The sequence below is a fragment of the Paraburkholderia sp. RCC_158 genome (assembly GCF_041355255.1).
GTDB lineage: Bacteria > Pseudomonadota > Gammaproteobacteria > Burkholderiales > Burkholderiaceae > Paraburkholderia > Paraburkholderia graminis.
The window spans coordinates 18,878-42,998 of record NZ_JBFUPM010000027.1 but is presented as its reverse complement, the minus strand read 5'-3'; the positions used below and the strand labels follow the sequence as shown (position 1 = coordinate 42,998).

General features: G+C 62.9%; 18 protein-coding genes and 1 riboswitch. Of the genes, 11 read left to right on the top strand and 7 right to left on the bottom strand.

Annotated elements, in window-relative coordinates; translation table 11 throughout:
* The first annotated feature begins 18 nt into the window (after positions 1 to 18).
* The 6 genes from xylA to AB6809_RS31850 all read left to right on the top strand — a co-directional run bounded on the left by xylA (position 19) and on the right by AB6809_RS31850 (position 8,344).
* Positions 19 to 1,341 carry a xylose isomerase gene (gene xylA, locus AB6809_RS31875; RefSeq protein WP_006047717.1) on the top strand — a complete coding sequence of 441 codons (1,323 nt, stop codon included), beginning with the start codon at positions 19 to 21 and terminating at the stop codon, positions 1,339 to 1,341.
* A 147-nt stretch (positions 1,342 to 1,488) separates the two neighbouring features.
* Positions 1,489 to 2,517: a D-xylose ABC transporter substrate-binding protein gene (xylF, locus tag AB6809_RS31870; protein WP_029971564.1), complete on the top strand. Its 1,029-nt coding sequence runs from the start codon at positions 1,489 to 1,491 to the stop codon at positions 2,515 to 2,517.
* Positions 2,518 to 2,596: 79 nt separating this feature from the next.
* A complete protein-coding gene (gene xylG, locus AB6809_RS31865) occupies positions 2,597 to 4,156 on the top strand; it encodes a D-xylose ABC transporter ATP-binding protein (protein ID WP_307260881.1) in 1,560 nt (519 codons plus the stop codon).
* Entirely contained in the window at positions 4,153 to 5,352 is a 1,200-nt protein-coding gene (locus tag AB6809_RS31860; RefSeq protein ID WP_006047720.1) for a sugar ABC transporter permease, read from the top strand. The genes xylG and AB6809_RS31860 overlap by 4 nt, the downstream gene beginning before the upstream one ends.
* 251 nt (positions 5,353 to 5,603) lie before the next feature.
* Positions 5,604 to 7,871 (top strand): xanthine dehydrogenase family protein molybdopterin-binding subunit, encoded by a 2,268-nt coding sequence (locus AB6809_RS31855; RefSeq protein ID WP_307260883.1) that lies wholly within the window; start codon positions 5,604 to 5,606, stop codon positions 7,869 to 7,871.
* A 14-nt stretch (positions 7,872 to 7,885) separates the two neighbouring features.
* The gene (locus tag AB6809_RS31850) at positions 7,886 to 8,344 is read left to right on the top strand and encodes a (2Fe-2S)-binding protein (RefSeq protein ID WP_029971568.1); all 459 of its coding nucleotides are present in this window, start codon (positions 7,886 to 7,888) and stop codon (positions 8,342 to 8,344) included.
* A gap of 226 nt (positions 8,345 to 8,570) precedes the next feature.
* Here the strand turns inward: AB6809_RS31850 and AB6809_RS31845 are convergent, their stop codons facing one another.
* The 6 genes from AB6809_RS31845 to AB6809_RS31820 all read right to left on the bottom strand — a co-directional run bounded on the left by AB6809_RS31845 (position 8,571) and on the right by AB6809_RS31820 (position 16,696).
* The gene (locus AB6809_RS31845; RefSeq protein WP_371028027.1) at positions 8,571 to 10,112 is read right to left on the bottom strand and encodes an efflux transporter outer membrane subunit; all 1,542 of its coding nucleotides are present in this window, start codon (positions 10,110 to 10,112) and stop codon (positions 8,571 to 8,573) included.
* Positions 10,109 to 11,074: an HlyD family secretion protein gene (locus tag AB6809_RS31840; protein ID WP_029971571.1), complete on the bottom strand. Its 966-nt coding sequence runs from the start codon at positions 11,072 to 11,074 to the stop codon at positions 10,109 to 10,111. The genes AB6809_RS31845 and AB6809_RS31840 overlap by 4 nt, the downstream gene beginning before the upstream one ends.
* Before the next feature lie 7 nt (positions 11,075 to 11,081).
* The gene (locus AB6809_RS31835; RefSeq protein ID WP_006047726.1) at positions 11,082 to 11,291 is read right to left on the bottom strand and encodes a DUF1656 domain-containing protein; all 210 of its coding nucleotides are present in this window, start codon (positions 11,289 to 11,291) and stop codon (positions 11,082 to 11,084) included.
* A gap of 33 nt (positions 11,292 to 11,324) precedes the next feature.
* A complete protein-coding gene (locus AB6809_RS31830; RefSeq protein ID WP_029971572.1) occupies positions 11,325 to 13,427 on the bottom strand; it encodes an FUSC family protein in 2,103 nt (700 codons plus the stop codon).
* 88 nt (positions 13,428 to 13,515) lie between these two features.
* Positions 13,516 to 15,174: an ATP-binding protein gene (locus tag AB6809_RS31825; RefSeq protein ID WP_029971573.1), complete on the bottom strand. Its 1,659-nt coding sequence runs from the start codon at positions 15,172 to 15,174 to the stop codon at positions 13,516 to 13,518.
* Positions 15,175 to 15,178: 4 nt separating this feature from the next.
* Positions 15,179 to 16,696, bottom strand: coding sequence for an ATPase domain-containing protein (locus AB6809_RS31820; RefSeq protein WP_006047729.1), 1,518 nt, complete (start codon positions 16,694 to 16,696; stop codon positions 15,179 to 15,181).
* A 166-nt stretch (positions 16,697 to 16,862) separates the two neighbouring features.
* Here AB6809_RS31820 and AB6809_RS31815 point away from each other — a divergent pair, with 166 nt between their 5' ends.
* Positions 16,863 to 17,303 (top strand): hypothetical protein, encoded by a 441-nt coding sequence (locus AB6809_RS31815; RefSeq protein ID WP_029971574.1) that lies wholly within the window; start codon positions 16,863 to 16,865, stop codon positions 17,301 to 17,303.
* A gap of 20 nt (positions 17,304 to 17,323) precedes the next feature.
* Here the strand turns inward: AB6809_RS31815 and AB6809_RS31810 are convergent, their stop codons facing one another.
* Positions 17,324 to 17,944, bottom strand: coding sequence for a histidine phosphatase family protein (locus AB6809_RS31810; RefSeq protein ID WP_029971575.1), 621 nt, complete (start codon positions 17,942 to 17,944; stop codon positions 17,324 to 17,326).
* Between the two features lie 38 nt (positions 17,945 to 17,982).
* Positions 17,983 to 18,121, top strand: a riboswitch (cobalamin riboswitch).
* Positions 18,122 to 18,161: 40 nt separating this feature from the next.
* Between AB6809_RS31810 and AB6809_RS31805 the strand changes: the two genes are divergently transcribed.
* From AB6809_RS31805 to AB6809_RS31790, 4 genes are all read left to right on the top strand, one after another.
* Positions 18,162 to 18,383, top strand: coding sequence for a CbtB-domain containing protein (locus AB6809_RS31805; RefSeq protein WP_029971577.1), 222 nt, complete (start codon positions 18,162 to 18,164; stop codon positions 18,381 to 18,383).
* An 11-nt stretch (positions 18,384 to 18,394) separates the two neighbouring features.
* Entirely contained in the window at positions 18,395 to 19,207 is an 813-nt protein-coding gene (locus AB6809_RS31800; protein ID WP_029971578.1) for a CbtA family protein, read from the top strand.
* Positions 19,208 to 19,443: 236 nt separating this feature from the next.
* On the top strand, positions 19,444 to 22,086 hold the full coding sequence (locus tag AB6809_RS31795) for a type VI secretion system Vgr family protein (protein ID WP_371028026.1): 2,643 nt from the start codon (positions 19,444 to 19,446) through the stop codon (positions 22,084 to 22,086).
* Positions 22,087 to 24,120 (top strand): phospholipase D-like domain-containing protein, encoded by a 2,034-nt coding sequence (locus AB6809_RS31790; protein WP_029971580.1) that lies wholly within the window; start codon positions 22,087 to 22,089, stop codon positions 24,118 to 24,120.
* Position 24,121 lies beyond the last annotated feature (1 nt).

Here is a 24,121-nt window from a genome sequence, read left to right as displayed (position 1 = left end):
GATGGGAAGGAGACGCTGATGTCCTACTTCGAACATATTCCCGAGATCCGTTATGAAGGCCCGCAATCGGACAATCCGCTTGCGTACCGCCACTACGATAAAAGCAAAAAGGTGCTCGGCAAAACGCTCGAAGAACATCTGCGGATAGCGGTGTGTTACTGGCATACGTTTGTGTGGCCGGGCGTCGATATTTTCGGGCAGGGCACCTTCAAGCGCCCCTGGCAGCAACCGGGCGACGCGATGGAAATGGCGCATCTGAAAGCAGACGCTGCGTTCGAATTCTTCTCGAAGCTCGGCACGCCGTATTACACTTTTCATGACACCGACGTTGCACCCGAAGGTGCGAACCTGAAGGAATACAGCGAGAACTTTTCCCGCATAGTGGACTACCTCGCGCGCAAGCAGCAGGACACGGGTATCAAACTGCTATGGGGCACCGCCAATCTGTTTTCGCATCCGCGTTATGCGGCCGGCGCCGCGACGAGTCCAAACCCGGACATCTTCGCGTTTGCCGCGACCCAGGTGCGCCATGCGCTCGACGCAACGCAACGGCTCGGAGGTGATAACTATGTATTGTGGGGCGGGCGCGAAGGTTACGACACGCTGCTTAACACCGACCTCGTGCGCGAACGCGATCAACTCGCGCGCTTCCTGCATATGGTCGTTGACCACGCACACAAAATCGGCTTCAAAGGTTCTCTGTTGATCGAGCCTAAGCCGCAAGAGCCGACCAAGCATCAATACGATTACGATGTCGCTACCGTCCACGGCTTTTTGCTGCAATACGGTCTCGAGAAAGAGATTCGCGTGAATATCGAGGCGAATCATGCGACGCTTGCGGGCCACTCGTTTCATCACGAGATCGCGACGGCCTATGCGCTCGGTATTTTCGGCAGCGTCGACGCCAATCGCGGCGACCCGCAAAACGGCTGGGACACGGATCAATTCCCCAATAGCGTGGAAGAACTGACGCTCGCCTTCTACGAAATCCTGGGCCACGGCGGCTTCACGACAGGCGGCATGAACTTCGACTCGAAAGTGCGGCGGCAAAGCGTCGATCCGGAAGATCTCTTTTACGGCCACGTTGGCGCAATCGATAACCTCGCGCTCGCCGTCGAACGCGCGGCCGTATTGATCGAAAACGACCGTCTCGGTCAATTCAAGCGTGAGCGTTATGCCGGTTGGGACGCTGATTTTGGCCGCAAGATTCTTTCCGGCGACTACTCGCTGTCGACACTCGCCGCAGACGCACTGTCGCGCGACCTCAATCCGCAGCATGCAAGCGGCCACCAGGAGCGCATGGAAAACATCGTGAATCAGGCTATTTATAGCGGACGCTAAAGGGCATCATCGTTGCAAATGAAGAAAGCGCGCGGGTGCAACTCGCGCGCATAAAAAGAAGCTTTGGGTTGTCGCTTGTCCGGACCTGCGGCTCGCAGCGCAGGCCGTCCAATCCGGAATTCCGGCTATCAGAAGAAGGAGACAGAGATGAAATTCGCAACGCGTCGTACTGTATTGAGTTCGCTCGTATGTGGAGCGGTGTTGGCGAGCCTTTCGCTTATCGCGCCGCTTGCGCACGCAAGCAAGGATCACCCTGAAATCGGCTTCTGTATCGACGACCTGCGCGTCGAGCGCTGGTCGCGCGATCGCGACTATTTCGTCGCTGCTGCGGAAAAACTCGGTGCGAAAGTATCCGTGCAATCCGCCGACGCCAGCGAGGCGCGGCAAATCTCGCAGATCGAGAACCTCATCTCGCGCGGCGTGGATGTGATCGTGATCGTGCCGTTCAATTCGAAGACGCTTGGCAACGTCGTGGCCGAAGCGAAAAAAGCGGGGATCAAGGTCGTGTCGTATGACCGCCTGATTCTGGACGCCGACGTGGACGGCTATATCTCGTTCGATAACGAAAAGGTCGGCGAATTGCAGGCACAAGGCGTGTTTAACGCGCAACCGAAGGGCAACTACTTCCTGCTCGGCGGTGCACCGACCGACAACAACGCCAAGATGCTACGCGAAGGACAGTTGAAGGTACTCAAGCCCGCCATCGACAAGGGCGACATCAAAGTGGTGGGCCAGCAGTGGGTGCCGGAGTGGAGCGCATCCACGGCGCTGCGCATCGTCGAAGACGCGCTGACCGCGAACAACAACAAGATCGACGCCATCGTCGCGTCGAACGACGGCACGGCAGGCGGCGCGATCCAGGCGCTCGCCGCGCAGCACATGGCGGGCAAGGTGCCGGTGTCGGGTCAGGACGCGGACCTGGCCGCGGTCAAGCGCGTGATTGCGGGCACGCAGACCATGACGGTCTACAAGCCGTTGAAGCTGATTGCCGGCGAAGCCGCCAAGCTCTCGGTTGCATTGGCGAAGGGCGAGAAGCCCGCGTTTAACGCGCAGTACGACAACGGCAAGAAGAAAGTCGACACGGTGCTGCTGCAGCCTACGTTGCTCACCAAGAGCAACGTCGATGTAGTCGTCAAGGACGGCTTCTATACCCAGGCCCAGCTCGCGAGCCAATGAGCGTAACGCGCGCGCGGTTTGCGCCGATACGGCTGTCGCGTATCGGCGCGATCGCGCGCCTTGCAGCGAGGCATAGCGAATGACGCAACCGTTACTGACGATGCGCGGCATCGTCAAGGCATTTTCAGGCGTGAAAGCACTCGACGGAATCGACCTGACGGTCGCGCCGGGCGAGTGCGTCGGCTTGTGCGGCGAAAACGGCGCAGGCAAATCGACGCTGATGAAAGTACTGTCCGGCGTATATCCGCACGGTACCTGGGATGGCGAAATAACCTGGGAAGGCACGCCGCTGAAAGCAGCGGGCATACGCGACACCGAGCGCGCCGGCATCATCATCATTCACCAGGAATTGATGCTGGTGCCCGAATTGTCGGTGGCCGAGAACATTTTTCTCGGCAATGAAATCACGCTGCCCGGCGGCCGCATGAATTACGCCGCGATGTATCAGCGCGCGGACGAATTGCTGCGCGAGCTCGGCATTCAGGGCATCAATGCGGCGCAACCGGTGATGAACTATGGCGGCGGCCATCAGCAGTTGATCGAGATTGCGAAGGCGCTCAATAAGCGCGCGAAGCTGCTGATTCTGGATGAACCGTCGTCGTCGCTTACTTCCTCGGAGATCGCCATTCTGCTGGACATCGTGCGGGATCTGAAGCGGCGCGGCGTGGCCTGTGTCTACATCTCGCACAAGCTCGACGAAGTCGCCGCCGTTTGCGACACGATCAGCGTGATTCGCGACGGACGCCATGTCGCCACCGAGCCCATGCACGCATTGACGACAGACCGCATCATTTCGCTGATGGTCGGACGCGAGATCAAGAACCTGTTCCCGCGCGAACCGCATCCGATTGGCGACGTCGTTTTCGAAGCGCGCAACGTCACCTGTTTCGACGTGACGAATCCGCGCCGCAAGCGCGTCAACGATGTGTCGTTCGCGTTGCGGCGCGGCGAAATTCTCGGTGTGGCCGGGCTCGTCGGCGCGGGGCGCACGGAATTGATGCAGGCGATTTTCGGCGCCTATCCCGGCACGAGCGAAGCGACGGTCGTCATGGAAGGCAAGCCCGTGAAAATTCGCGCGCCTATCGATGCGATTCGCGCGGGCATCGGCATGGTGCCGGAAGATCGCAAGCGCCACGGCATCGTGCCGGGCCTGAGCGTCGGCCACAACATCACGCTCGCGGTGCTGCAGCGCTTTGCATCGGGTGGACGCATCGATTCGGCGGCCGAGCTAGACACGATTCATACGGAAATGAAGCGGCTTTCCGTGCGCGCCGCTCATCCGATGTTGTCGATAGCGAGCCTTTCCGGCGGCAATCAGCAGAAAGCCGTGCTCACGCGCATGTTGCTGACCGATCCCAAAGTACTGATTCTCGACGAACCTACACGAGGCGTCGACGTCGGCGCGAAATTCGAAATCTACAAACTCATTTTTCAACTGGCGCAGCGCGGCATGTCGATCGTGATGGTGTCGTCCGAATTGCCGGAAGTACTCGGCATTAGCGACCGCGTGCTCGTGATCGGCGAGGGCGAATTGCGCGGCGATTTCGTCAACGACGGCCTCACGCAGGAAGACATTCTCAGCGCCGCGATCCGTCCCGTGCAGCGAGTCCCGAACCCAACCGCAGCGAGTGCAGCATGACGCCCGACGTTACTTCCCAACGCGCCGACAATACTGCGCCGCGAGGCGCATTCGGCGGTCCGCAACGCGTTCAGCAACTGTTCGCGCGCTACAAGATTCTCGCGCTGCTGATTGCCGTGGCCGCGATCTGGATTTTCTTTTCGGTGCTCACGCACGGCGCCTTCGTGACGCCGCGCAATCTGTCGAACCTGCTGCGGCAGATGTCGATCACCGGCATGCTCGCGTGCGGCATGGTGTTCGTGATCATCGCGGGCGAGATCGATCTGTCGGTCGGATCGCTGCTCGGTCTGCTCGGCGGCGTGGCCGCGATACTCGACGTCAACCGTCACTGGCCGATAGGCGTCACGTTGCCCGCCGTGATGCTGCTCGGCGTGCTCGTCGGCCTCTTCAACGGATGGTGGTCGACATACCGGCGCGTGCCGTCGTTCATTGTCGGTCTCGGCGGCATGCTCGCGTATCGCGGGATTCTGCTCGGCGTGACAGGCGGTTCGACCATCGCGCCGGTCTCCGACAGTTTCGTGTTCGTCGGCCAGGGCTATCTGCCGAAACTGGCCGGCGATACGCTTGCCGTCGTGCTGTTTATATTGCTCGCGTTTCTGACGATACGTCAGCGCCGCAATCGCGAGCGCTATCAGTTGAGCGTGGTGCCGGTCTGGCAGGACGTTGCAAAAGTGGTCGGCGCGGGCGCGATTCTCGCGGGCTTCGTGGCGACGCTCGATCGTTACGGCGGCATTCCGGTGCCCGTTCTTCTGCTGCTCGCGTTGCTCGGCATCTTTACCTGGGTCGCCACGCAAACCGTCTTTGGCCGACGCATTTACGCAGTCGGATCGAATCTCGAAGCGACGCGCCTGTCCGGTGTCAACACGAATCGCGTGAAGCTCGCCATTTTCGCGCTGATGGGATTGATGTGCGCGTTCGCCGGCATCGTGAACACGGCGCGCCTGGCCGCAGGATCGCCGTCGGCGGGCTCGATGGGCGAACTCGACGCGATTGCCGCGTGCTTTATCGGCGGAACGTCGATGCGCGGCGGCTCGGGCACGGTCTACGGCGCATTGATCGGCGCGCTCGTGATGGCGAGTCTCGACAACGGCATGTCGATGCTCGACGTCGATGCCTACTGGCAGATGATCGTGAAGGGCGGCATTCTGGTGCTGGCTGTATGGATCGATGTCGTGTCGGGCTCGAACCGGCGCTGAGCCTGTTGACCAAAGCACGGCAGAGCAAAGCCGCACGCTCTGCACATTTAATGAAACGCCCCACGGCACGCTAGCCAGGCGGTCCGCCTCGCTAGCGTGCCCCTCGCGCCCGCCCCGCGCGCGCACGGCTTCATCCGACGAATTTAAGTCCGCGGCCGTTCCTCCGTCTTACTAATATTGCGTGGGGACGCAGGGCGCGCATCGCGCCCTTGCAGCTTGTTACCGGCGGGCAAGCCGATGGGCCATTCATCATGAAGCGCAGAACCTTCGTCATCGGCGGCGCCGGCGCGGTGGGTGCGTTGTTGGTCGGCTGGTCCGTGCTGCCGGCGCGGCAGCGTCTCACGACCGACGCGCCGTTACCCGTCGAAGGCACGCAAACGGCGCTCAACGGCTGGGTCAAGATCGCCGCCGACAACAGCGTGACGATCATGATGAGCAAGGCGGAAATGGGCCAGGGCGTTCACACCGGTCTCGCGATGCTGCTTGCCGAAGAACTCGACGCCGATTGGTCGCGCGTGCGTGTCGAGGACGCGCCGATCGACAACATCTACAACAGCGTGCAGAACGTCATCGACGATCTGCCGTTTCGTCCCGATCACGACAGCATCACGAAGCGCGCGGTCGTCTGGTACACGCGCAAGCTCACGCGTGAAGCCGGCACGATGATGACCGGCGGCTCGTCGAGCATCAACGACCTGTGGACGCCCATGCGCGAAGCGGGCGCCTCGGCGCGTGCGATGCTGATTGGCGCGGCCGCCGCGCAATGGCACGTCGCGCCCGGCGAGTGCGTGACGCAAGGCGGGTATGTCACGCATCCGTCGGGACATAAGGCGAGCTTCGGCGAGTTGTCGTCGATGGCGGCGCAACAACCGCTGCCTCGCAAGGTGGCGTTGAAAGACCCCGCGAATTTCACGCTGATCGGCAAACCGTTGCGCCGCATCGAGGCCGCGTCGAAGATCAACGGCAGCGCGCGATTCGGCATCGACGTGTTGCCCGACGGCCTGCTCTACGCGAGTGTCGTGATGTGTCCGACGCTCGGCGGCACGGTTGCGAGCTTCGACGCGAGCGCGGCGCAGCGAATGCGCGGCTTCGTGAAGGCGCTCGCTTTCGCGCCGTATGCGGGCGGCACGGGCGGCGTCGCCGTGATCGCGGACAATCCATTTCGCGCGACCAACGCCGTCGACGCGATCAAAGTGACATGGCAGCATGGCGCCGCGGCCACGCTTTCGAGCGCGGAAGCGGAGCGCCGCCTCGCGCTCGCCCTCGACGACGGGGACGGCCACGCGTACTACCGCCGCGGCGACATCAACGATGCGCTAAGCGGCGCGGCGCGCACCATCACGGCTGAATATCACGCGCCGTATCTCGCGCACGGCGCGGTCGAGCCGCTCAACTGCACCGTGCAGGTCGCGGACGGCGCGGCGACCGTCTGGGTATCGACGCAAACGCCCGCGCTCGCGCGGCGGCACGTCGCCAAAGTGCTGCATATCGACGACGACAAGGTTCATGTGCATGCGCAGTTGCTCGGCGGCGCATTCGGGCGACGCCTCGAAACCGATTACATCGCACAGGCCGCCGCGATCGCGCGCGAGGCCGGCGGACGTCCGGTGCAAACGCTATGGTCGCGCGCGCAGGACTTTACGCACGACTTCTATCGCCCCGCATGCGTATCGCGCCTGAAGGCGGGCTTCGACGATAACGGCAAGCTCGTCGCGTGGCACAGCGCGTCCGCGAGTCAGGCCATCGTGCCCGAAGCGCTCGCGCGTTATTACGGCGCGCCGCGCATTCCGCTCGACAAGACGACAGCCGAAGGCGCGTTCGATCAGCCCTACGAGTGGCCCACGGCGCGCGTCGCGCACAAGATCGTGGACTTGCCCGTGCCGGTGGGCTTCTGGCGTTCGGTCGGCCACTCGCATCAGGCCTTCTTCACCGAGAGCTTTACCGATGAGATCGCCGCCGCCACCAGCCAGGACCCGATTGTGTTTCGCAGCGCACTGCTTGCGCAGCATCCGCGGCATCTGGCGGTGTTGCAACGAGTCGCTGCATTGTCCGACTGGACGCATCCGTTGACGCCTGCCGCCGATGGCGCTCCGCGCGCGCGTGGCGTCGCGCTTCATGAGGCGTTCGGCAGCGTGGTCGCGCAGGTCGCGGAGGTATCGATTGGACCGCACAGGATGATTCGCGTGCACCGCGTGGTATGTGTCATCGATTGCGGTTTGCCGGTGAATCCGAATCTGATTCGTCAGCAGATGGAGAGCGGAATCGTATTCGGCCTCTCGGCCGCGTTGCAGGACGAGATCACGATCGTCAACGGCCAGGTCGAGCAGAAGAACTTCGTCGACTTTCCGGTTGTGCGGATCAACGATTGCCCGATCATCGAAGTCGACATCATGCCGAGCCAGTTGCATCCGCAAGGCGTCGGCGAACCGGGCGTGCCGCCAATCGCGCCGGCTGTTGCCAATGCAGTGTTTGCACTGACCGGCAAGCGACTGCGTACGTTGCCTTTGAAGTTCACCTGAAGCCGGAGACCGATATGGCAGCGCTCAACATCAACGGACGCGCGGTGGCCGTGCAAGTCGAGCCGGACATGCCGCTATTGTGGGTGCTGCGTTGCGAGCTCGGCATGACGGGCACGAAGTTCGGCTGCGGCGTCGGCATTTGCGGCGCCTGCACGGTGCATCTGAACGACAACGCGCGCCTGTCGTGTCGGACGCCCATGTCCGATTTGACGACGCAGAAGATCACGACCATCGAAGGGTTGCAAGGCGGCGAAGCGCAGGCACTGAAGGCCGCGTGGATCGATCTCGATGTCGTGCAGTGCGGCTATTGTCAAAGCGCGCAACTGATGGCCGCTTGCGCGCTGCTCAAACAGAAGCCGCATCCGAGCGACGCCGACATCGACGCGGCCATGAGCAATATCGTCTGCCGTTGCGGCACGTATCCGCGGGTGCGCGCCGCGATTCATCAAGCGGCGAAGCGCCGGCCTGCGTAGCGCAAGCCGGCGCTTCGCGAGCGAGCAACGGGCTTAGCCTGCCAGAATTTCGACGATGGCCACGACCGCCGTGAAGATGCCGATGCATCCGCCCAATGCTGCTGCGCTTTTCATGAATGACGACATACCTTGGCCTCGTAACGTGTGGTGAGTGCCAGGTATTTAACCGCAAATGAAAGGCAAAAGAAAGTTATTCAAAAATAAAACGTAAGGTCGGGTGATGCGGCTACGGGGCTTGGGTTTTTGCTGCCGATGTCCGTGCCGAAGCCGAAGCCGGTGTCGAAGCCGAAGCCCCCGCCACCCCAGCCGCAGCTTGCCCATCCCGCTCCCACCCGCCGCCGAGTGCCAGAAACAGATTCACCTGGTCGATCGCCACCTGACCTTCAGCCGCTGCGACTTGCGCTTTCGTCGACGTCAGCGTGCGCGTCGCGTCCAGATCGGAGATGAACGACTCGCGGCCCGCGCGATACAGCCGGTGCGTTTCGTCCGCGGATTGCGCCGCGGATTTCAGCGCGGCCTGTAGCGCTTCCGTGCGAGCGTAGTCCGATGCATAGGTGGCAAGGCTGGTCTCCGTTTCGCGCAACGCGGTCAGCACGACGCCGTCGAAGCGCGCAAGTGCGACCTGGCTCGACGCCTGCGCTTCGCGCACGCGGCCGCGCGCGCCGTTGGCGGGGAACGTCCAGCTGATCAGCGGACCGAAGCCCCAACGCGCTGTCGGCGACGTGCCGAGATCTTCGAGAACGCCCGTCAAACCCGCCGATGCGCCGATGCTCACGGTCGGATACAGCGCGCCGGTCGCAACGCCGATACGCGCCGTCGATGCCGCCAGTTGACGCTCGGCTTCGCGCACGTCGGGCCGGCGCCTCAGCAGCGCGGCGCCGTCGCCGACGGGAATCGGTTGACGGATTTGCGGCAGCTTCTCGCAGGCGAGAACCGCGGGCGGCAAGTCGGACGGTGCGCGCGCGAGCAATGCCGCGAGCCGGTATTGCGCGATCTTGCGACGCGCGGTGTAGCGCGGAATATCGGCGGACAACGTATCGACCTGGGTTTGCCCGCGCGTGACTTCCGTCTGATTGCCGCGGCCCACGTCACGCAGACGCCGCGAGACATCCACGCGCTGTCTTTGCAACGCGAGCGACTGCTGCGCGATCTTCAGTTCCTCGGCGGCCGAGCATTGCTCGACGTAGGCGCGCACCACGTCGGCGACCACTGAGATGCGCGCGAGATCGCCCGCGGCCTGCACGGCGTCGGCGTCGGCCTGCGCCGCTTCCACGCCGCGCCGCAGCTTGCCGAACAGATCGATTTCATACGCGACGCTGATCCCGACGTCGCCTTCGTTCACGACCGGCAGTTTCTCGGTGAGCAGGTATTGTTCGGCCGATTCCTGCGCGCGCTCAAACACTGCCGACGTCTTGCCGGAAAAGCCGCCTTGCGCCTGAGCCACGCCGAGCGCCTCGCGCGAGCGCGCGAGATTCGCGGCGGCGACGCGCAAGTCGGTATTGGATTGCAGCGCTTCGTCGACGAGACCGTTGAGCACCGGATCGTCGTACAGCTTCCACCACACCGCGGGCACGTCGGCGTGTGACGTGAGCGCGGAGTCCGCGCCTTCGATCGGCGCATTCGCGAGCGGCGCGTTCACGAGTGCGTCTTTCGGCAGCGAGTAGTTCGGGCCGACATTCATGCAGCCGTTGAGCAACGCGGCGAGCGGAACCAGCGCGAACGCGCGCAAAGGCAGGCGCAAAAACGCCACGAAGCGAGACGCTTTCATTGCGAGGCGCCCGAAGTCGCCGCGGCAGTCGCGGGCGGTGTTGCGGAGACACTCGACGCCTCCGAAGCCTGCGCGGGACGCGCGGCGCGCGCCTCCGCCAGCTCGCGCACCGATACGGTAGCGGTGCGCCCGGCGATCATGCGGAAATCGGGCGGAACTTCATCGAGCGCGACGCGTACTGGAATGCGCTGCGCGAGCCGCACCCAACTAAACGCGGGATTCACATTGGGCAGCAGATTCGTGCCCTGCGTGCGGTCGCGGTCCTCGATGCCCGCGACGATGCTTTGCACATGCCCGCGCAGCACCTGCGGCTCGCCCATTACGCTGATGTCGACCGGCTGTCCGATGTGGATGCCGCCGAGCTTCGTCTCCTCGAAATAGCCGTCGACGCGAAACGAGTGCATGTCCACCACCGACAGCACCGCGCGTCCCGCCGCGACGAATTCGCCGGCACGCGGCGCGCGATCGTTCAGATAACCGTCGACGGGGCTCACGATCGTCGCGCGTTGCAGATTCAGCTTCGCCGTGTCGATCGCGACGTTCGCATCCGCCAGCGCCGCTTCCGCCTGGTCGACGCGCGAGCGGCTCTCTTCCGCGACTTCGGCGGCGACGAGGTTGCCGAGCTTGCGATTGCGCACGTCTTCGCGGCGCGCCTGGTCGAGCGTCGCGCGCCGTTGCTGCGCGGTGGCCTGCGCCTGACGCAGCGCGAGCGCGTAGCGGGCGTGATCGATCACGAACAGCACCTGGCCTTGCCTGACCTGCTGGTTGTCCACTACATCTACCGATGAAATCAGCCCCGACACGTCCGGTGCCACCTGGATCACGTCGGCGCGCACGTGTCCGTCGCGAGTCCACGGTGCGAACATGTAGTAGCCGATCAGCTTCCACAGCACGAGCGCCGCGGCCACGGCGACGATCAGGGTCAGCACGATCTGACCGACGGAGAACCAGGTTTTTTTCACGTTGATTTCACGAAACGAGTCTGTGCGAAACGACGACGACAAGGCCCAGCACCAGCACATAGATGCCGAGATCGAAGATCGAGCGATGCCACACGAAGCGGTAAAAGCCGACGCGCGCGAGCACCGCGCGAATCGCGAGATTGATCAGATAGGCGACCAGCATCAGCACGAGCACGGCCGGCACGAATACGCCGAAGATGTCTATTTCACCGATCATCGTGGGAATGGGGCCAAGGGGTTGAACGGCGCATCAGGCGCTTGCCTCCTGCGCGGGTGGCGTTGCGGCTTGCAGCGTGGCCGGAAAGAGCGAGAGACGCAAGCCGATCAGCGCGTGCAGCGCGTCGCGCAAGTGACGTGCCGAGGTTTGCGCGGTCGCGTCGGGCGTGCCGGCATCCGCGAGTCCTTGCGCGGTGACGCGCGCGACGGCCGAATCGATCGACGACATCAGGCTCGCGGGCACGGGCTCGCGCGCGTGGCGGTTCACGCAGCTTTCGTAATAGCCGCGCACGCCGTCGAGCACCTGCTCGATCGCGGCCGGCGCCTCGCCGCCGAGCTTGCGCGTGAGACGGCGCAGATCGAGGGAATTGAACGCGATGCGCAGATCGCGAAAACTTTCGATGGAAGGATGACGATGGTCGTCGGTCGCGGCGAGCCGTGGGATCAGTTGCATCAGACGATCCAGCATGCGCGCGGCGTGATTGCGCGGGTCTTCGATGGGCCGCGTGGATGCCGTCAACGCGACATCGCTCCAGCTCGAGCGCAGCAGGCGAGCCGCCGCGAGCTCGGCGCCGAACGGCCGCGTCACGCGAGTCCACAGATAAGCGTAAAGAAGTCCCGCGAGGCCCGCGAGGTTGCTGTTGAGGAAGGTCAGAAAGTTGGCGTCGTACGCGTCCTGAATGCTGATGAACGTGGCCGTGTTCACGGCGACGAGCACTGTGACCATATTGAATTGCGGGCGCGGAATCAGCGTGCCGACCAGAATGAACGGCGCGGCGAACAGGATCACGAGCATCGGAAAGTCATGCACGTGCGGCAACACGGCGAACAGATAGACACCTGCGGCCAGCACGCTGATCGCGGTCGCGACGAAGAAGCGGAACACCATCGGCGCGGGTTCGTCGAGTGCGGCGAAGAAGCAGCAGGCGACCGCCGCGAGCGTCACGGCGCTTGCGCCGTCCGCCCAACCCGAGGCGATCCACAGACTGCACGCGAGAATCACCGCGGCCGCGGTTGAGCCGGTCGAGAACAGCATCATGCCGCGGTCGAAAAAGCGCTCGGTGCCGCCGAGCCGCCAATGGCGAAAACGCGGCCGCCACAAGCCTTCTTCACGCGTGATGATGATGCGCAGCGAGCGGCAGTCCTCCCAGACGTCGATCACCTGCTTCATGCGCCACAACGCGCTCGACAGCAATGCGCCGTCCCAGGTGGTGAGTGCCTCGGGCGGCGGCTGCATCGCGGCAATGCGTTCGCGCAGCGCATTCGCGGCCGGGTCCGCGTGATGGCCCGCGCTCGCGGCCGGCAGCGGCGCATTGAACCATTTGACGATGTCGGCGAGCAGCGCCTCGAGCCCTTCCGGCCACTTGTGGCTGCCTGCGTTGTAAAGCGCGATCAGCGGATCGGCGAGCGCCGACATGAGCGGCAGCAGCAACTGCATGCGTCCGCGAAGTTCATGCGCGCGCGTGAGAAGGTCAGGGCGCGTGTGATCGTAGGCGAGCTGGCTGAGCAGCAATTCCAGACCGTTGATGGTCGCCGCGAGCCGCTGCCGCGCGCCGGAAATCGCCGCGCCTGCAATGCGGCCCGACAGCGTTTCCGTCGAGTAGAAAGCGGCGTCGCGAAACCATGCATCCGTCCGCTCGATGATGGTCGGCGCGAGCCGGCTCGGAAACACCACGCTGCCCACGATGCTCGCGCAGACGATGCCGAGCGTGATCTCTTCGGTGCGGCTCACCGCAAGATCGAACACGCCTGCCGGATTCGTGACCGCGGGTAGCGCGATGATCGGCAGCGTATAGCTCGCGAGCAGAAACACGTAGCTGCGCGCCGTGCGATCCGAGATCGCGAGAAAGAGCAGGGTGCCGACCCACAGCGCGAGGACCACGCTGAACAGATACGGCGATTCGACGAAGGGCGGCACGAGGAGCACGGCCGCCGACGCGCCGAGCGCGGTGCCGAGCGCACGATAAATCGCCTTCGAGCGTGTCGCGCCGACGAACGGATTCGACACGATGTAGACCGTCGCCATCGCCCAGTAAGGCCGCGGCAATTGCAGTGCGAGGCCGATGTACAGCGCGATCATCGCGGCGGCAAACGTCTTGACCGAGAAGAGCCAGTCGCGAAGGGAGGGGTAGATCATGGCGCGTTACGCTGCACTGTCAGACAATCGTTAGCCAAGCAATGTAGTTGGAAAATTTTCTGCGCGCCGGCTGAAGCGGGCGTTTTTATCAGCCAATCAATCCGAGCCGGACGGTCCGCGCGAGATCGTCGAGCTGGAAAGGTTTGCGCAACACCGTGCAGCGCTCCACCGAAAGACCGGATATATCGACGTCGGCGTAACCGGTTGCGAGAATCACCGGCAGATCGCTGCGCATCTTACGCGCTTCCGCGATTACGTCGATGCCATTCATGCCAGGCATCGCGAAGTCGACCATCAGCAGGTCGGGGTTGTCGTCCGTCAGACGGGCGAGTCCGGCGCGGCCGTCGGGGGCTTCCGTCACGTTGTAGCCGAGCATTTTGAGCGACTCGACGAGCATGGCCCGCACCTCGCTGTCGTCTTCGATCACGAGCACGCGCTTTTCGCCGACGGCGTTCGCTTCGGTATCGGAAGCCTTGGCATTCTGCGGCGCGACGCGCTCGCGTAGCGGCAGCCACAGTTCGACCGTGGTGCCGACGCCTTCCTGGCTGAAAAGCCGCGCGGTGCCGCCGGCCTGGCGCGCGATGCCGTACACCTGGCTCAGGCCGAGGCCGGTTCCCTTGCCGATCGGCTTCGTCGTGAAGAACGGATCGAACACGCGCGTGACGAGGTCGGGCGGCACGCCCGCGCCCGTGTCGGCGACTTCGATCACGACATAGCGGCCCTCGGCGAGTGTCTGGTCGGGCGCAGTGCGCTCCTTCACGCGCACGCTGAGCTCGCCGCCGCCCGGCATCGCATCGCGCGCGTTGATCGCGAGATTCAGCACCGCAAGCTCGAGCTGGTTCGCGTCCGCGTGCGTCCACATCTCCTTGCGTTCGAAGTCGTTGCTGTAGCTGATGCCCGATCCCAGCGACACGGTAATGATGTCGCGCATGCCTTGCAGCAGCGTGACCACGTCGACGGCCTTCAGGTCGAGGTTGCTGTTGCGCGAGAACGTGAGCAACTGGCCCGTGAGTTTGGCGCCGCGTTCGGTCGCGCGCTTGACGGTCGCGGCCATGCCGCGAATGCGCTCGTCGCCGCTCACGCGCGCGATCAACTCGGAGTTGACCATGATGACGTTCAGCAGATTGTTGAAGTCGTGCGCGATCCCGCCCGTGAGTTGGCCGAGCGCTTCCATCTTCTGCGATTGCACGAGCACGGCCTGCACCTTCGCGCGCTCGTGGATTTCCATCATCAGCCGGTTGTTGGCCGAAGCGAGTTCATGCGTACGTTCGGCAATCCGGCTTTCGAGCGAATCGTTTAGCTGGACTAATGCTTCTTGTGCTTCGATCCGTTCGGCGAGATGGCGGCGCGATTCGTATTGCCGTGCGCGCGCCCGCAGCGCCGACGCCACGGCTCGCCGCAGCGTCTCCGAGTTCAGCGGACGTTCAAGCACGACGACATTGCCCAGCCGCTCGAGCACTTCGAGCCCGCGTGCCGACCGATGACCGACGCGCGTCGCCGCGAGCAGGATAAACGGCAAGTCGGACCATGCGGGCTGATGTTCGAGCCACTCGAAGAGGCGCGTTGCACGGCTGTCGGCGAGCGCTTCTTCGGCAATCAGCGCGGTGCCGACGCCGGCGTCGAGCGCTTCGGTCAGCGCGTCCGCATCGCTAAAGGCGACGCACGTCCGCTTGTCCTTGCTCAGGACTTCGGCAATGACATCGGCGTCGCGGCCAAACGGCGCGAGAATCAGGACGCGTTGCTCCATGAGCTTACTGCCGCGACGTATCGATGAGGTGATCGGTCGCACCGAGCAGCGCGGTGCTGCCGCTATAAGACGGCAACCCGGAGAGCACGCCTTCGAAGTCGCGCAGCGCTTCGCCCACCTCCACGCCGTTGTTCGACAGCCTGAACTGGCGGATCGAGCGTTCGTGCGCGTTCGCACGGCTCTTCACGGCGGTCACGGCGGTCAGGACTTCGCCGTGGTGCTCGAAGTAACGGAACAGAACGACCACGTCGCTCAGATAGCTGATGTCGATGTCGGTCTGAATTTCGCCGATGATGCCGTGCTGCCCCAGCACGAGCATCGTGATAACGCCTTGCTGGTTGAGATAACCGAGCAGTTCGTGCATTTGCAGCAGCAGGTAGCGTTCGCCCGGCATCGCTTGCAAATATGCATTCAGGCTGTCGATCGCGACATATTTCACGCCTTTTTTCTCGACGGACATGCGAACGTCGCTCGCGAATTCTCCGGGAGAGATTTCGGCGGGATCGATTTGACGCAACGTGAGCAGCCCGCTTTCGACATAGGGCTGCAGGTTCAGGCCGACCGTCGTGCAGCGCGCGATCAGCGTGACGAGCGTTTCGTCGAACACGTAGTAGACGCAGCGCTCGCCTCGCTCGAGAGCCGCGATGAGGCACGAGACCACGGTCGTGGTTTTGCCCACGCCCGAGGGGCCGACGATCAGCGCGTTGGTGCCGGGTATCAGGCCGCCGCCGAGCAGCACGTCGAGACCGGTCGTGCCGGTGCTCACCGTCTGCGTGTCGAAGTCCGCGTGATGTTCGGCCGCGACGAGCCGCGGATAGACCTTGATGCCGCCGGTGTCCAGCGAGAAGTCGTGATAGCCCTCGCGGAACTTGATGCCGCGCATCTTCGCGATGCGCATGCGCCGCCGGTTGCCGCCGTAATCGTGCACGACGTTGTCGAGCGAGATCACGCCGTGCGCGATGCTATGCAATTGAACGTCGGACGGATCGGATGTGTTGTCGTCGAGCAGCAGCACCGTACATGCGCGCGTGGCGAAATAGCGCTTTAACGCAAGGATCTGCCGACGATAGCGCAGCGTGTTCTGCGACAGCAGCCGCAACTCGGAGAGACTGTCGAGCACGATGCGCGCGGGCTTGAGTTCTTCGACTTGCTTGATTACGTTGCGCACAGTCTCGCCGAGTTCCACTTCAGCCGGATGCAGCACGGTCTGCTCGAATTGCGGGTCGAGGCCTTCGTCGGAAAGCAACTCGAGAATGTGGAAGCGGCCGAGATCCCAGCCGTGACTGTCCGCGACCGAGATCAACTCGGAACGCGTTTCCGAGAGCGTAATGTACAGACCTGCCTCGCCTTGCTCAACGCCTTTGAGTAAGAATTGCAATGCCAGGGTAGTTTTACCCGTACCCGGCGCGCCTTCGACGAGGTACATGCGGTGCGGCGTGAGGCCGCCTCCCAGCACGTCGTCGATCCCGTCGATTCCCGAGCAAAGGCGTTTAGGCGTGTGATTGTTCGCGTCGTTTGACATGGCGTAGTCGTGGCGTCAATGAATAAACCGGGCTCGGTCAGCCGGTATCGCCAGGATGCAAGTTGCATGCCTATTTGCAGGGTGCATTCGCTTTGCTTCGCCGCGAGGGCACGAAGCCTGCTGCTTTGGCGCAATCCATCAGCCACTTTCAAGGACGCGCGCCGCTATGAAAACCAGCACGCTGTTCATCAGCACGCTCGCTGTCGCGTTACTCGCAAGCCTCACGCCGTATCGCGCGAGTGCCGATGATTCGCCGAGCCCGTGTTCGTCGTTGAAGCGGATCGTGGCCGCGGCGCCGGACGGATTCACTGCGCTTTCGCCGGACGACGGCAAGGGCGTCGCGCAACCGTATGGCGACGACGCGCAATGCTCGGCGGCGCGGGGAAGCTATCAGTGCATGTGGACGCCGCATCGCGATGCGGGGTCGAGCGCGGACGCATTGCAAGCGGTCGCCGCCGACATTGCTTCATGCCTGCCGGACGCGACGCACGATCAGAATTCGCCGGGACGTCAGCATTTTTATCTTGGTGCGCCGGCGAGGCGCACGCAGATCACGTTGACGTCTGCGGGATCGGGAAAGCTGCGTTTATCGGTATCGGGTAAATGACGATGTGTGTTCTGGGAGACTCACGACGATGCGGGCCACCATGTCCAGCCGCGTTGTTCCGAGCGATGCAGTTCGACCACTGTTAGCGGTGCGATTTCGATGCGAGGGAAGATGGCCGGCGAGGCGCTCAACGCATGTATGACAGCGGCGCGGATGATCGCTGCGTGGGTGACGGCGATGACGTCGCGCGCGTTGCCTGACGCTTTGCCTTGTGCATCGTGGAGCGCAACGTCGAGCGTGTCGAGCCATTCGCCGATGCGCTTCACTGCCTGACTGAATGACTCGCCGCCGTGCGGGGCGGCGTCGGGATCGCGCATCCATGCGGTTAGGTCGATTGGCGCTTGCGCCGCGAGGTCGGCAAGGCGCCGGCCTGTCCAGTTGCCATAGTCGATATCGGCGAGCGCTGCGTCCACCTTCGCGTTGAGACCCAGGGCCGAGGCCGTATCGCGGGCGCAAGCGGCCGGGCTGACAAAAGCGGGCGCTTCGTTGAACGCGGCCAGATGCGATAGATGCGACAAGCGCGCTTGCGCGGCTTGCGCGTCAGCGAGGCCGCGAGCGTCGAGTGGATCGTCGGCGGGAAAGCGGCCCGCGCGCATGGCCGCGGTTGGCGCATGGCTGATCAGCAGCAGCCGAAGGTTCATTTTTCGCGTTCCATTCAATATGCGCGCGCGTCAGTCCGCGCTAGCTGGCGCCGAAGTTTACCGCGTAGAATAGCCGGACTGCGAAGCGCGGAAGCCGGTGAGAGCCCGGCGCGGTCGCGCCACTGTAATCGGCATCGCAAGCCGAAAGCCAGACCTGAGCTTCGCACCATTCCTCTGCAATCGACTACGGGGCGCGTTACCCCAGGAGATGTCCTTCATGACTGAAGCTGTTTTCGATCCCGCTCGCGAGCCCGCCGTTCAGCCCGCGCCGATTCCGCTGCGCGAATTGTTGCCCTGGGCCGTGTTCGGCGGATTGCTGTTGCTGCTCGCGCTGTACTTCGTCGGCGCGGAACAGGGCGCCACGTCTCTCGTGCCTGGCATGTACGTGCATGAGTTCGTGCACGACGGCCGCCATCTGCTCGGCTTTCCCTGCCACTAACGGAGCAGAGCATGGTCGGTAAGTTGTTGTTGCGCGGCATGCTTGCAGGCATCGCCGCAGGACTCGTCACGTTCGCGTTCGCCCGAGTGGTGGGCGAGCCGCAGGTCAATCAGGCGATTGCGTTCGAAGAGAAGGCTGGCGAGGCGGGTGGCTCAGCGCATGGGCATGAGCATGAACATGCGGGTGCGGCTACTGCTGCTGCCGATGCCGATGAGCACCAGCATGCACATGAGGAGGAACTCGTCAGTCGCGATACGCAAGCCGGTTTGGGATTGCTGACCGGCGTGGTCGTGTACGGCGCGGCGTTCGGCGGATTGTTCTCGCTCGTGTTTGCCTACGCTTACGGGCGAGTCGGCCCGATGAGTGCGCGCGCGTTGTCGGCGTGGCTCGCGCTTGGCGCATTCGTCGCGCTGGTGATCGTTCCGAACATCAAGTATCCGGCGAATCCGCCCGCGGTCGGCGACCCCGCGACGATCGGACCGCGCACGGGACTCTTCTTTCTGATGATCGCGATCTCGCTGACAGCGCTGGTCTTTTCGCTGAAGGTCCGACGCCGCGCGGCCATCAAGCTCGGTGCATGGAACGGATCGATTGTGGCGGGACTTGTCTTCGTCGCGATCATTGCCGTTGTGCAGGTGTCGATGCCGGTTATCGATGAAGTTCCTGCGGGTTTTCCGGCAGCGCTGCTGTGGAAATTCCGCGTGGCCGCGCTTGGCATGCAGGCGATTATGTGGGCGACGATCGGGTTGCTGTTTGGGGCGGTTGTTGAGCACAGTTCATTCATGCGTGCAGATAATCGGCGGGTGGGGGCGAGGGTGGTTTGAGGTTGTTGGGCGACGCTATTCGGTCCATGACAGTTCTTTGGCGACAGGGCGACTTCGGTCGCCCTTTTCCGTTTGACAACAGACTACGGACTTTCAGACACATCTGATTGAAGTGAATCACCCCGCCAGGTAAAAACGCGTGAAGAGCTGAAATGGCTCCAGATCGCGGCCAGCCTGACGTTTGCAGTCCTCATGTACCCGGCCGCGTCTCCCACAATCAGCAAGGAGGCCGGGTCATGGCAGACCTGCAAGACGCGCTGCGTGCCATAACCGGGCGCCAGGCATATTTTCTCGACGTACCTGGCACGGACAGCGCGGCGGCGCTGTCGGTCGTGTCGTTCACGGCAACCGAGAAGATGGGCGCGCCCACCGAGGTGCGCATCGAGTTGACCCACCCGCAGCAGCTTGCACGGGCTGACTATCTGAACCTTGACGCCTGCTTCTCCGTGGTGGCCGACGATGGCGCCTTGCGGAAGTTTTCCGGGTACATCGAACGCTTCTCGACGGTGCAGACCACGAAGGACTATGTCCGCTACGAATTCGTTCTGAAGTCGCACTTCGGACGGCTCCAAGCGGTTACGGACACGCAGGTCTACCAGCGCGTCGCCACACCGCAGATACTCATGGCGGTGTTGCGCCGTCATGGCATCCGGGATCACCAGACATCGTTCCGTCTGCGCCGTCAGTATCCGGCTCATCTGTGGCGCTTCCAGCACCAGATGACGGATTTCGATTATGTCCACATGCTGATGGAGAAGGCTGGGATCTACTGTTTTATCGTGGAAACGGAATACGGTGACCAGATCGTCTTTGCAGATGACATCGATCATTACCTCTACGACGATCCACGGCGGATCGTGTCGTACCGCGAAGCGGCCGGTCTCGAAGCGGGCGGCGTGGAGGCGGTGACGACACTGAAGACTCACACAGAGACAGTGCCGCAGTCGTTCATGGTTGCGGACTATAACCCTGAGTCAGCATGGGAGCGATACCGGGATTCCGCTAACGTGGCGCCTGGCGATTCCACGACCTACGGACAGCCCCACATCTACGGCACGCATCATCTCGACCAGGCGGGCGCCAAGTGGGAAGCGCAGTTGCGCCACGAAGCGGCCATCGCTCGACAGGTCATTTACGAGGGCGAAAGCAACGTACTCGCGTTGCAGTGCGCAAGCGCGCTGGAGACGGATATTGTCCTGCCCGACGCGCCGAAAGGCCAGGTGATCATTGAGGTCACGCACAGCGGCGCGCGCGATGCGTCGTATTCGAGCAGCTACAAGGCGATCCCCGCCGACCGGCGTTTCCGGCTCCAGCTTGAACCCGACAAATGGGCCCGCATTTCTGGCACGCTCAGCGCCCGTATCTGCAGCCCGGACAAATACACCTACGGCTATCTGAATGCCGCGGGCTATTACATCGTCCGTCTGGATGCCGACTTCGGCAACTGGCCCAAGGGTGCTGAGAGCGTACCGCTGCGGCTTGCAAAGCCGTTCGCGGGCAAGCTGCAAACCGGCATGCACTTCGTCGCGCTGGACAACGACGAGGCCGTGATTGCCTTCCGGGACGGCGATCCTGACAAGCCCGAAATCACCGCGTTCCACCATCACAGCCAGGCGCGCGACCTGGTGACGAATGACCGTCGCTGGCTCTCACGCAACATGATCCGCACGCAGGCGAACAACAAGCTGCGCATGGAAGACTGGGCGGGCCAGGAAGGCATCAAGCTGAGCACCGAGCATTCGGGCAAGTCGCAACTCAATCTTGGTTACCTCGTCAACAGCAAGCTCGAATATCGGGGCGAAGGCTATGAGCTAAGGTCATCGGGTTGGGGGGCGCTGCGCGCGGGCAAGGGCATCATGGTCACGACTTATGACCGCCCCGGCGCGAGCCGCAAGCAGCTCGACATGCAGGAAACCATTGCGCAGCTGGAAAGCGCGCTGGCGATGGCGAAGGCCCTCGCTGCGTCCGCCAGCAGCGCGAAGGCCGAGCCTGCCGACACGGGCGCACAGCAGCAGATGAAGGAGGATTTCGACGGCCTGAAAAAGCCGGGACTGCTGATGAGCACACCTGCATCGGCTGGCATTGTCGCGGGCGGCGGCGTGCAGTTTTCGGCGCAGGAAAGTATCTCAACCGTTGCCGGCAAGAACGCCGACTGGAGCGTGGCGAAACGCTTCACGGTTGCAGCGGGCGAGAAGATCTCACTGTTCGCGCAGAAGCTCGGCGTGAAGATTTTTGCGGCCAAAGGCCCGGTTGAAGTGCAGGCACAGAGCGATGCCATGTCGTTGCTAGCCGCACAAGACCTGACGATGGCAAGCGTCAACGGCACAGTGCGGATCGTCGCGAAGAAGGAGCTCACGCTCGAGTCAGGCGGCGCGTTCATCCAGTTGAAGGACGGCAGCATCACCCTGGGCGGGCCGCTCGATCTGTTCATCAAGACCATTACCGTTCAGAAGAAGGGGAAAGCGTCGCTGAACATGCCGCTCGACTTGAACCATCCTTCGCTGGCCGGTCTGCCGACCGTGCCGTTCACGGTAAATACAGCGGGATCGCCGGCGACGAGAGCAGCTATGTCGGCCGGCATGCCCTACAAGCTTTTCGCTGGCGGCGCGCTGGTTAAGCAGGGTGTATTCGATGAAACCGGGCTGCTTCAGATCGATCACCATCCCACGACGCAGGAATACTCGCTGAAGCTCGCGAACGGCGTCAGCTACACGATTCCCGCTGCGGAAGAATACCGGGGCAACGCTGACAACGGTGCACTCGCCAATCAGGGCATTCCGTTTCACCAAGGCCGGCCCGGAACGGCTGCTGGGGCGGTCGATCGCGCGGAACACCGCACGAGTTACAACAAGCTGCTCAACCCTGATACGGACGTCTGAATGACAAAACAACAATCCCGTACCGTTCCGGTCGCGCTGTCCAGCACCCGCAGTGCAACGGTCCCGTCCCCGTGGTTTGTTCAGAACACCGAATACAACCCTGCGCCCGCAACGTACCTTCCGCTCGTGAACGGCGAGGCGGCATTTGGGGCTGTGTTCGACGCGATACGGCAGGCGGAGCACAGCATCGATATTTTGTGCTGGGGTTTCCAGCCGTCGATGTATTTCAGACGCGGCGGCGATGCGCACGGTTCGCCGTCAATTGGTGAACTGCTCGAATTCAAGGGGCTCGAAAAACCCGGCATCAAGATCCGGCTGCTGGTCTGGAGCGATTCGCTGCACGTGGCTTCCTTCTCGGAAGACATGATGCCTGGTAACCACGGAATATTCGGCTTGGCGGGTGCCGCAAGCGACGGCCGTACCCGTGCCCAGCAGGAGTTCGATCAGCTCTGGTACCGACGAGCTAACCTGAATAATGTGACGCGGACTTCAGCCGAGACGAGAGTTAATCCGTTGTCGAAGGCAAAGTCTACCACCGCGGCGGTACTCGGCGCATTGCCGGGCGCGTTGAAGCCATTGAAGAACATCGAATTCGCCACGCGCGATTTCGATCTGAGGGAACGCGCTGAAATCGCATGGCGGACGTGGATGAGCGGCCCGCACGGCGATCCCAAGCTTAGAGATGTCAACACTGCGGCGATGACGGCTGAGCCCTCGCATCACCAGAAGATGGTGCTTGTCGATTACGAGGTTCCGGAACAGGCAATCGGGTTCGTGATGGGGCACAACACGCTTGACGAATACTGGGACAGGGACGACCACACCTACCTGAGGCAGGCGCCGCGGATGGGGCGCAACGGCCTTCATCCCAGACAAGACATGTCCGCCAAGGTAACGGGGCCGATCCTCGACTGCCTGAACCGTAACTTCTGCCAGGCTTGGGACGACGCAACCGGCCAGAACCTGACTCACGCTCGGGCGGCACTGGCTGGCAGACTGACGCTGCGCCGCGACCCGAAAAACGGTACGCCGGTCATGGCGCAGATTGTGCGCACGCAGTCACAGTTCGGCAAGAACGGCAAGGGCAGCAAGGACGCCACCAAGGACATCTCAGCGCTGTACCTCCAGGCGGTGAACAACACGACGAAGTTTGTGTATATCGAAAACCAGTATTTCCGCTACATGCCCGTGGCGGACAAGCTGCGGAAGAACGTCAACGCGCAGATAGCGGGCGGACGCAATCCCGCGAAGCACGGCGTCGTCTATCTGTTCGTGATCACGAACTCGAACGATGACGGCATCGGCCTCGGGACGGTCAGCACCTACCAGATGCTCGATGCGCTCGGATATGGCGACCGGATGCCCGGTATCGAGAAACTGGAGAGGAACGACCAGCTTGCGCAGCAGGAACAGGCGTTGGAGAAGCAGCTCGCCGACGAACAGGCCGCCAGCAAGCGCGCGATGATGCAGGGCGCGGATTTCTCGCATATGCAAGGGCTGGCCAACTACCTTCAGGACGGACAGGCCCGGCAGAGCGAGTTACAGCAGAAACTCGAGCAGACGAGGCAGGAGCAACGCCGGACGGCGAGCGTCAGCGCGGACGGCTTGACGAAGGACGGGGATCTCGTGCCGCCGCAGGATATGCCCGGCATGAAAGTGCTGGTCTGTACCCTGGTCGCCCCGGATACGCCGGCAGGTCAGGCGTGGGATTACGTCTACATCCACCAGAAGCTGATGATTGTCGACGACGTGTTTACGACGCACGGCTCGGCCAACGTCAACCGACGCAGCATGGAAGTCGACAGCGAACTGAATATCTGCCATGAGCACGGCGGAGCGACGCGCGCTCTGCGTAAGCAGTTGTGGGCGCTTCATACGAACGATCTGGGCGCGCAGGACGACATTCCGGAGGCGTACACGCAGTGGAGCAAGATCATTTCCCGGAACACCAAGTACCAAGGCTTGAAGCAGGCCCCAATGGCGTCCCTTGTGGGCTTCCTGCGTACCTCCGCCGAGCGCACTTATGCAGACTGAA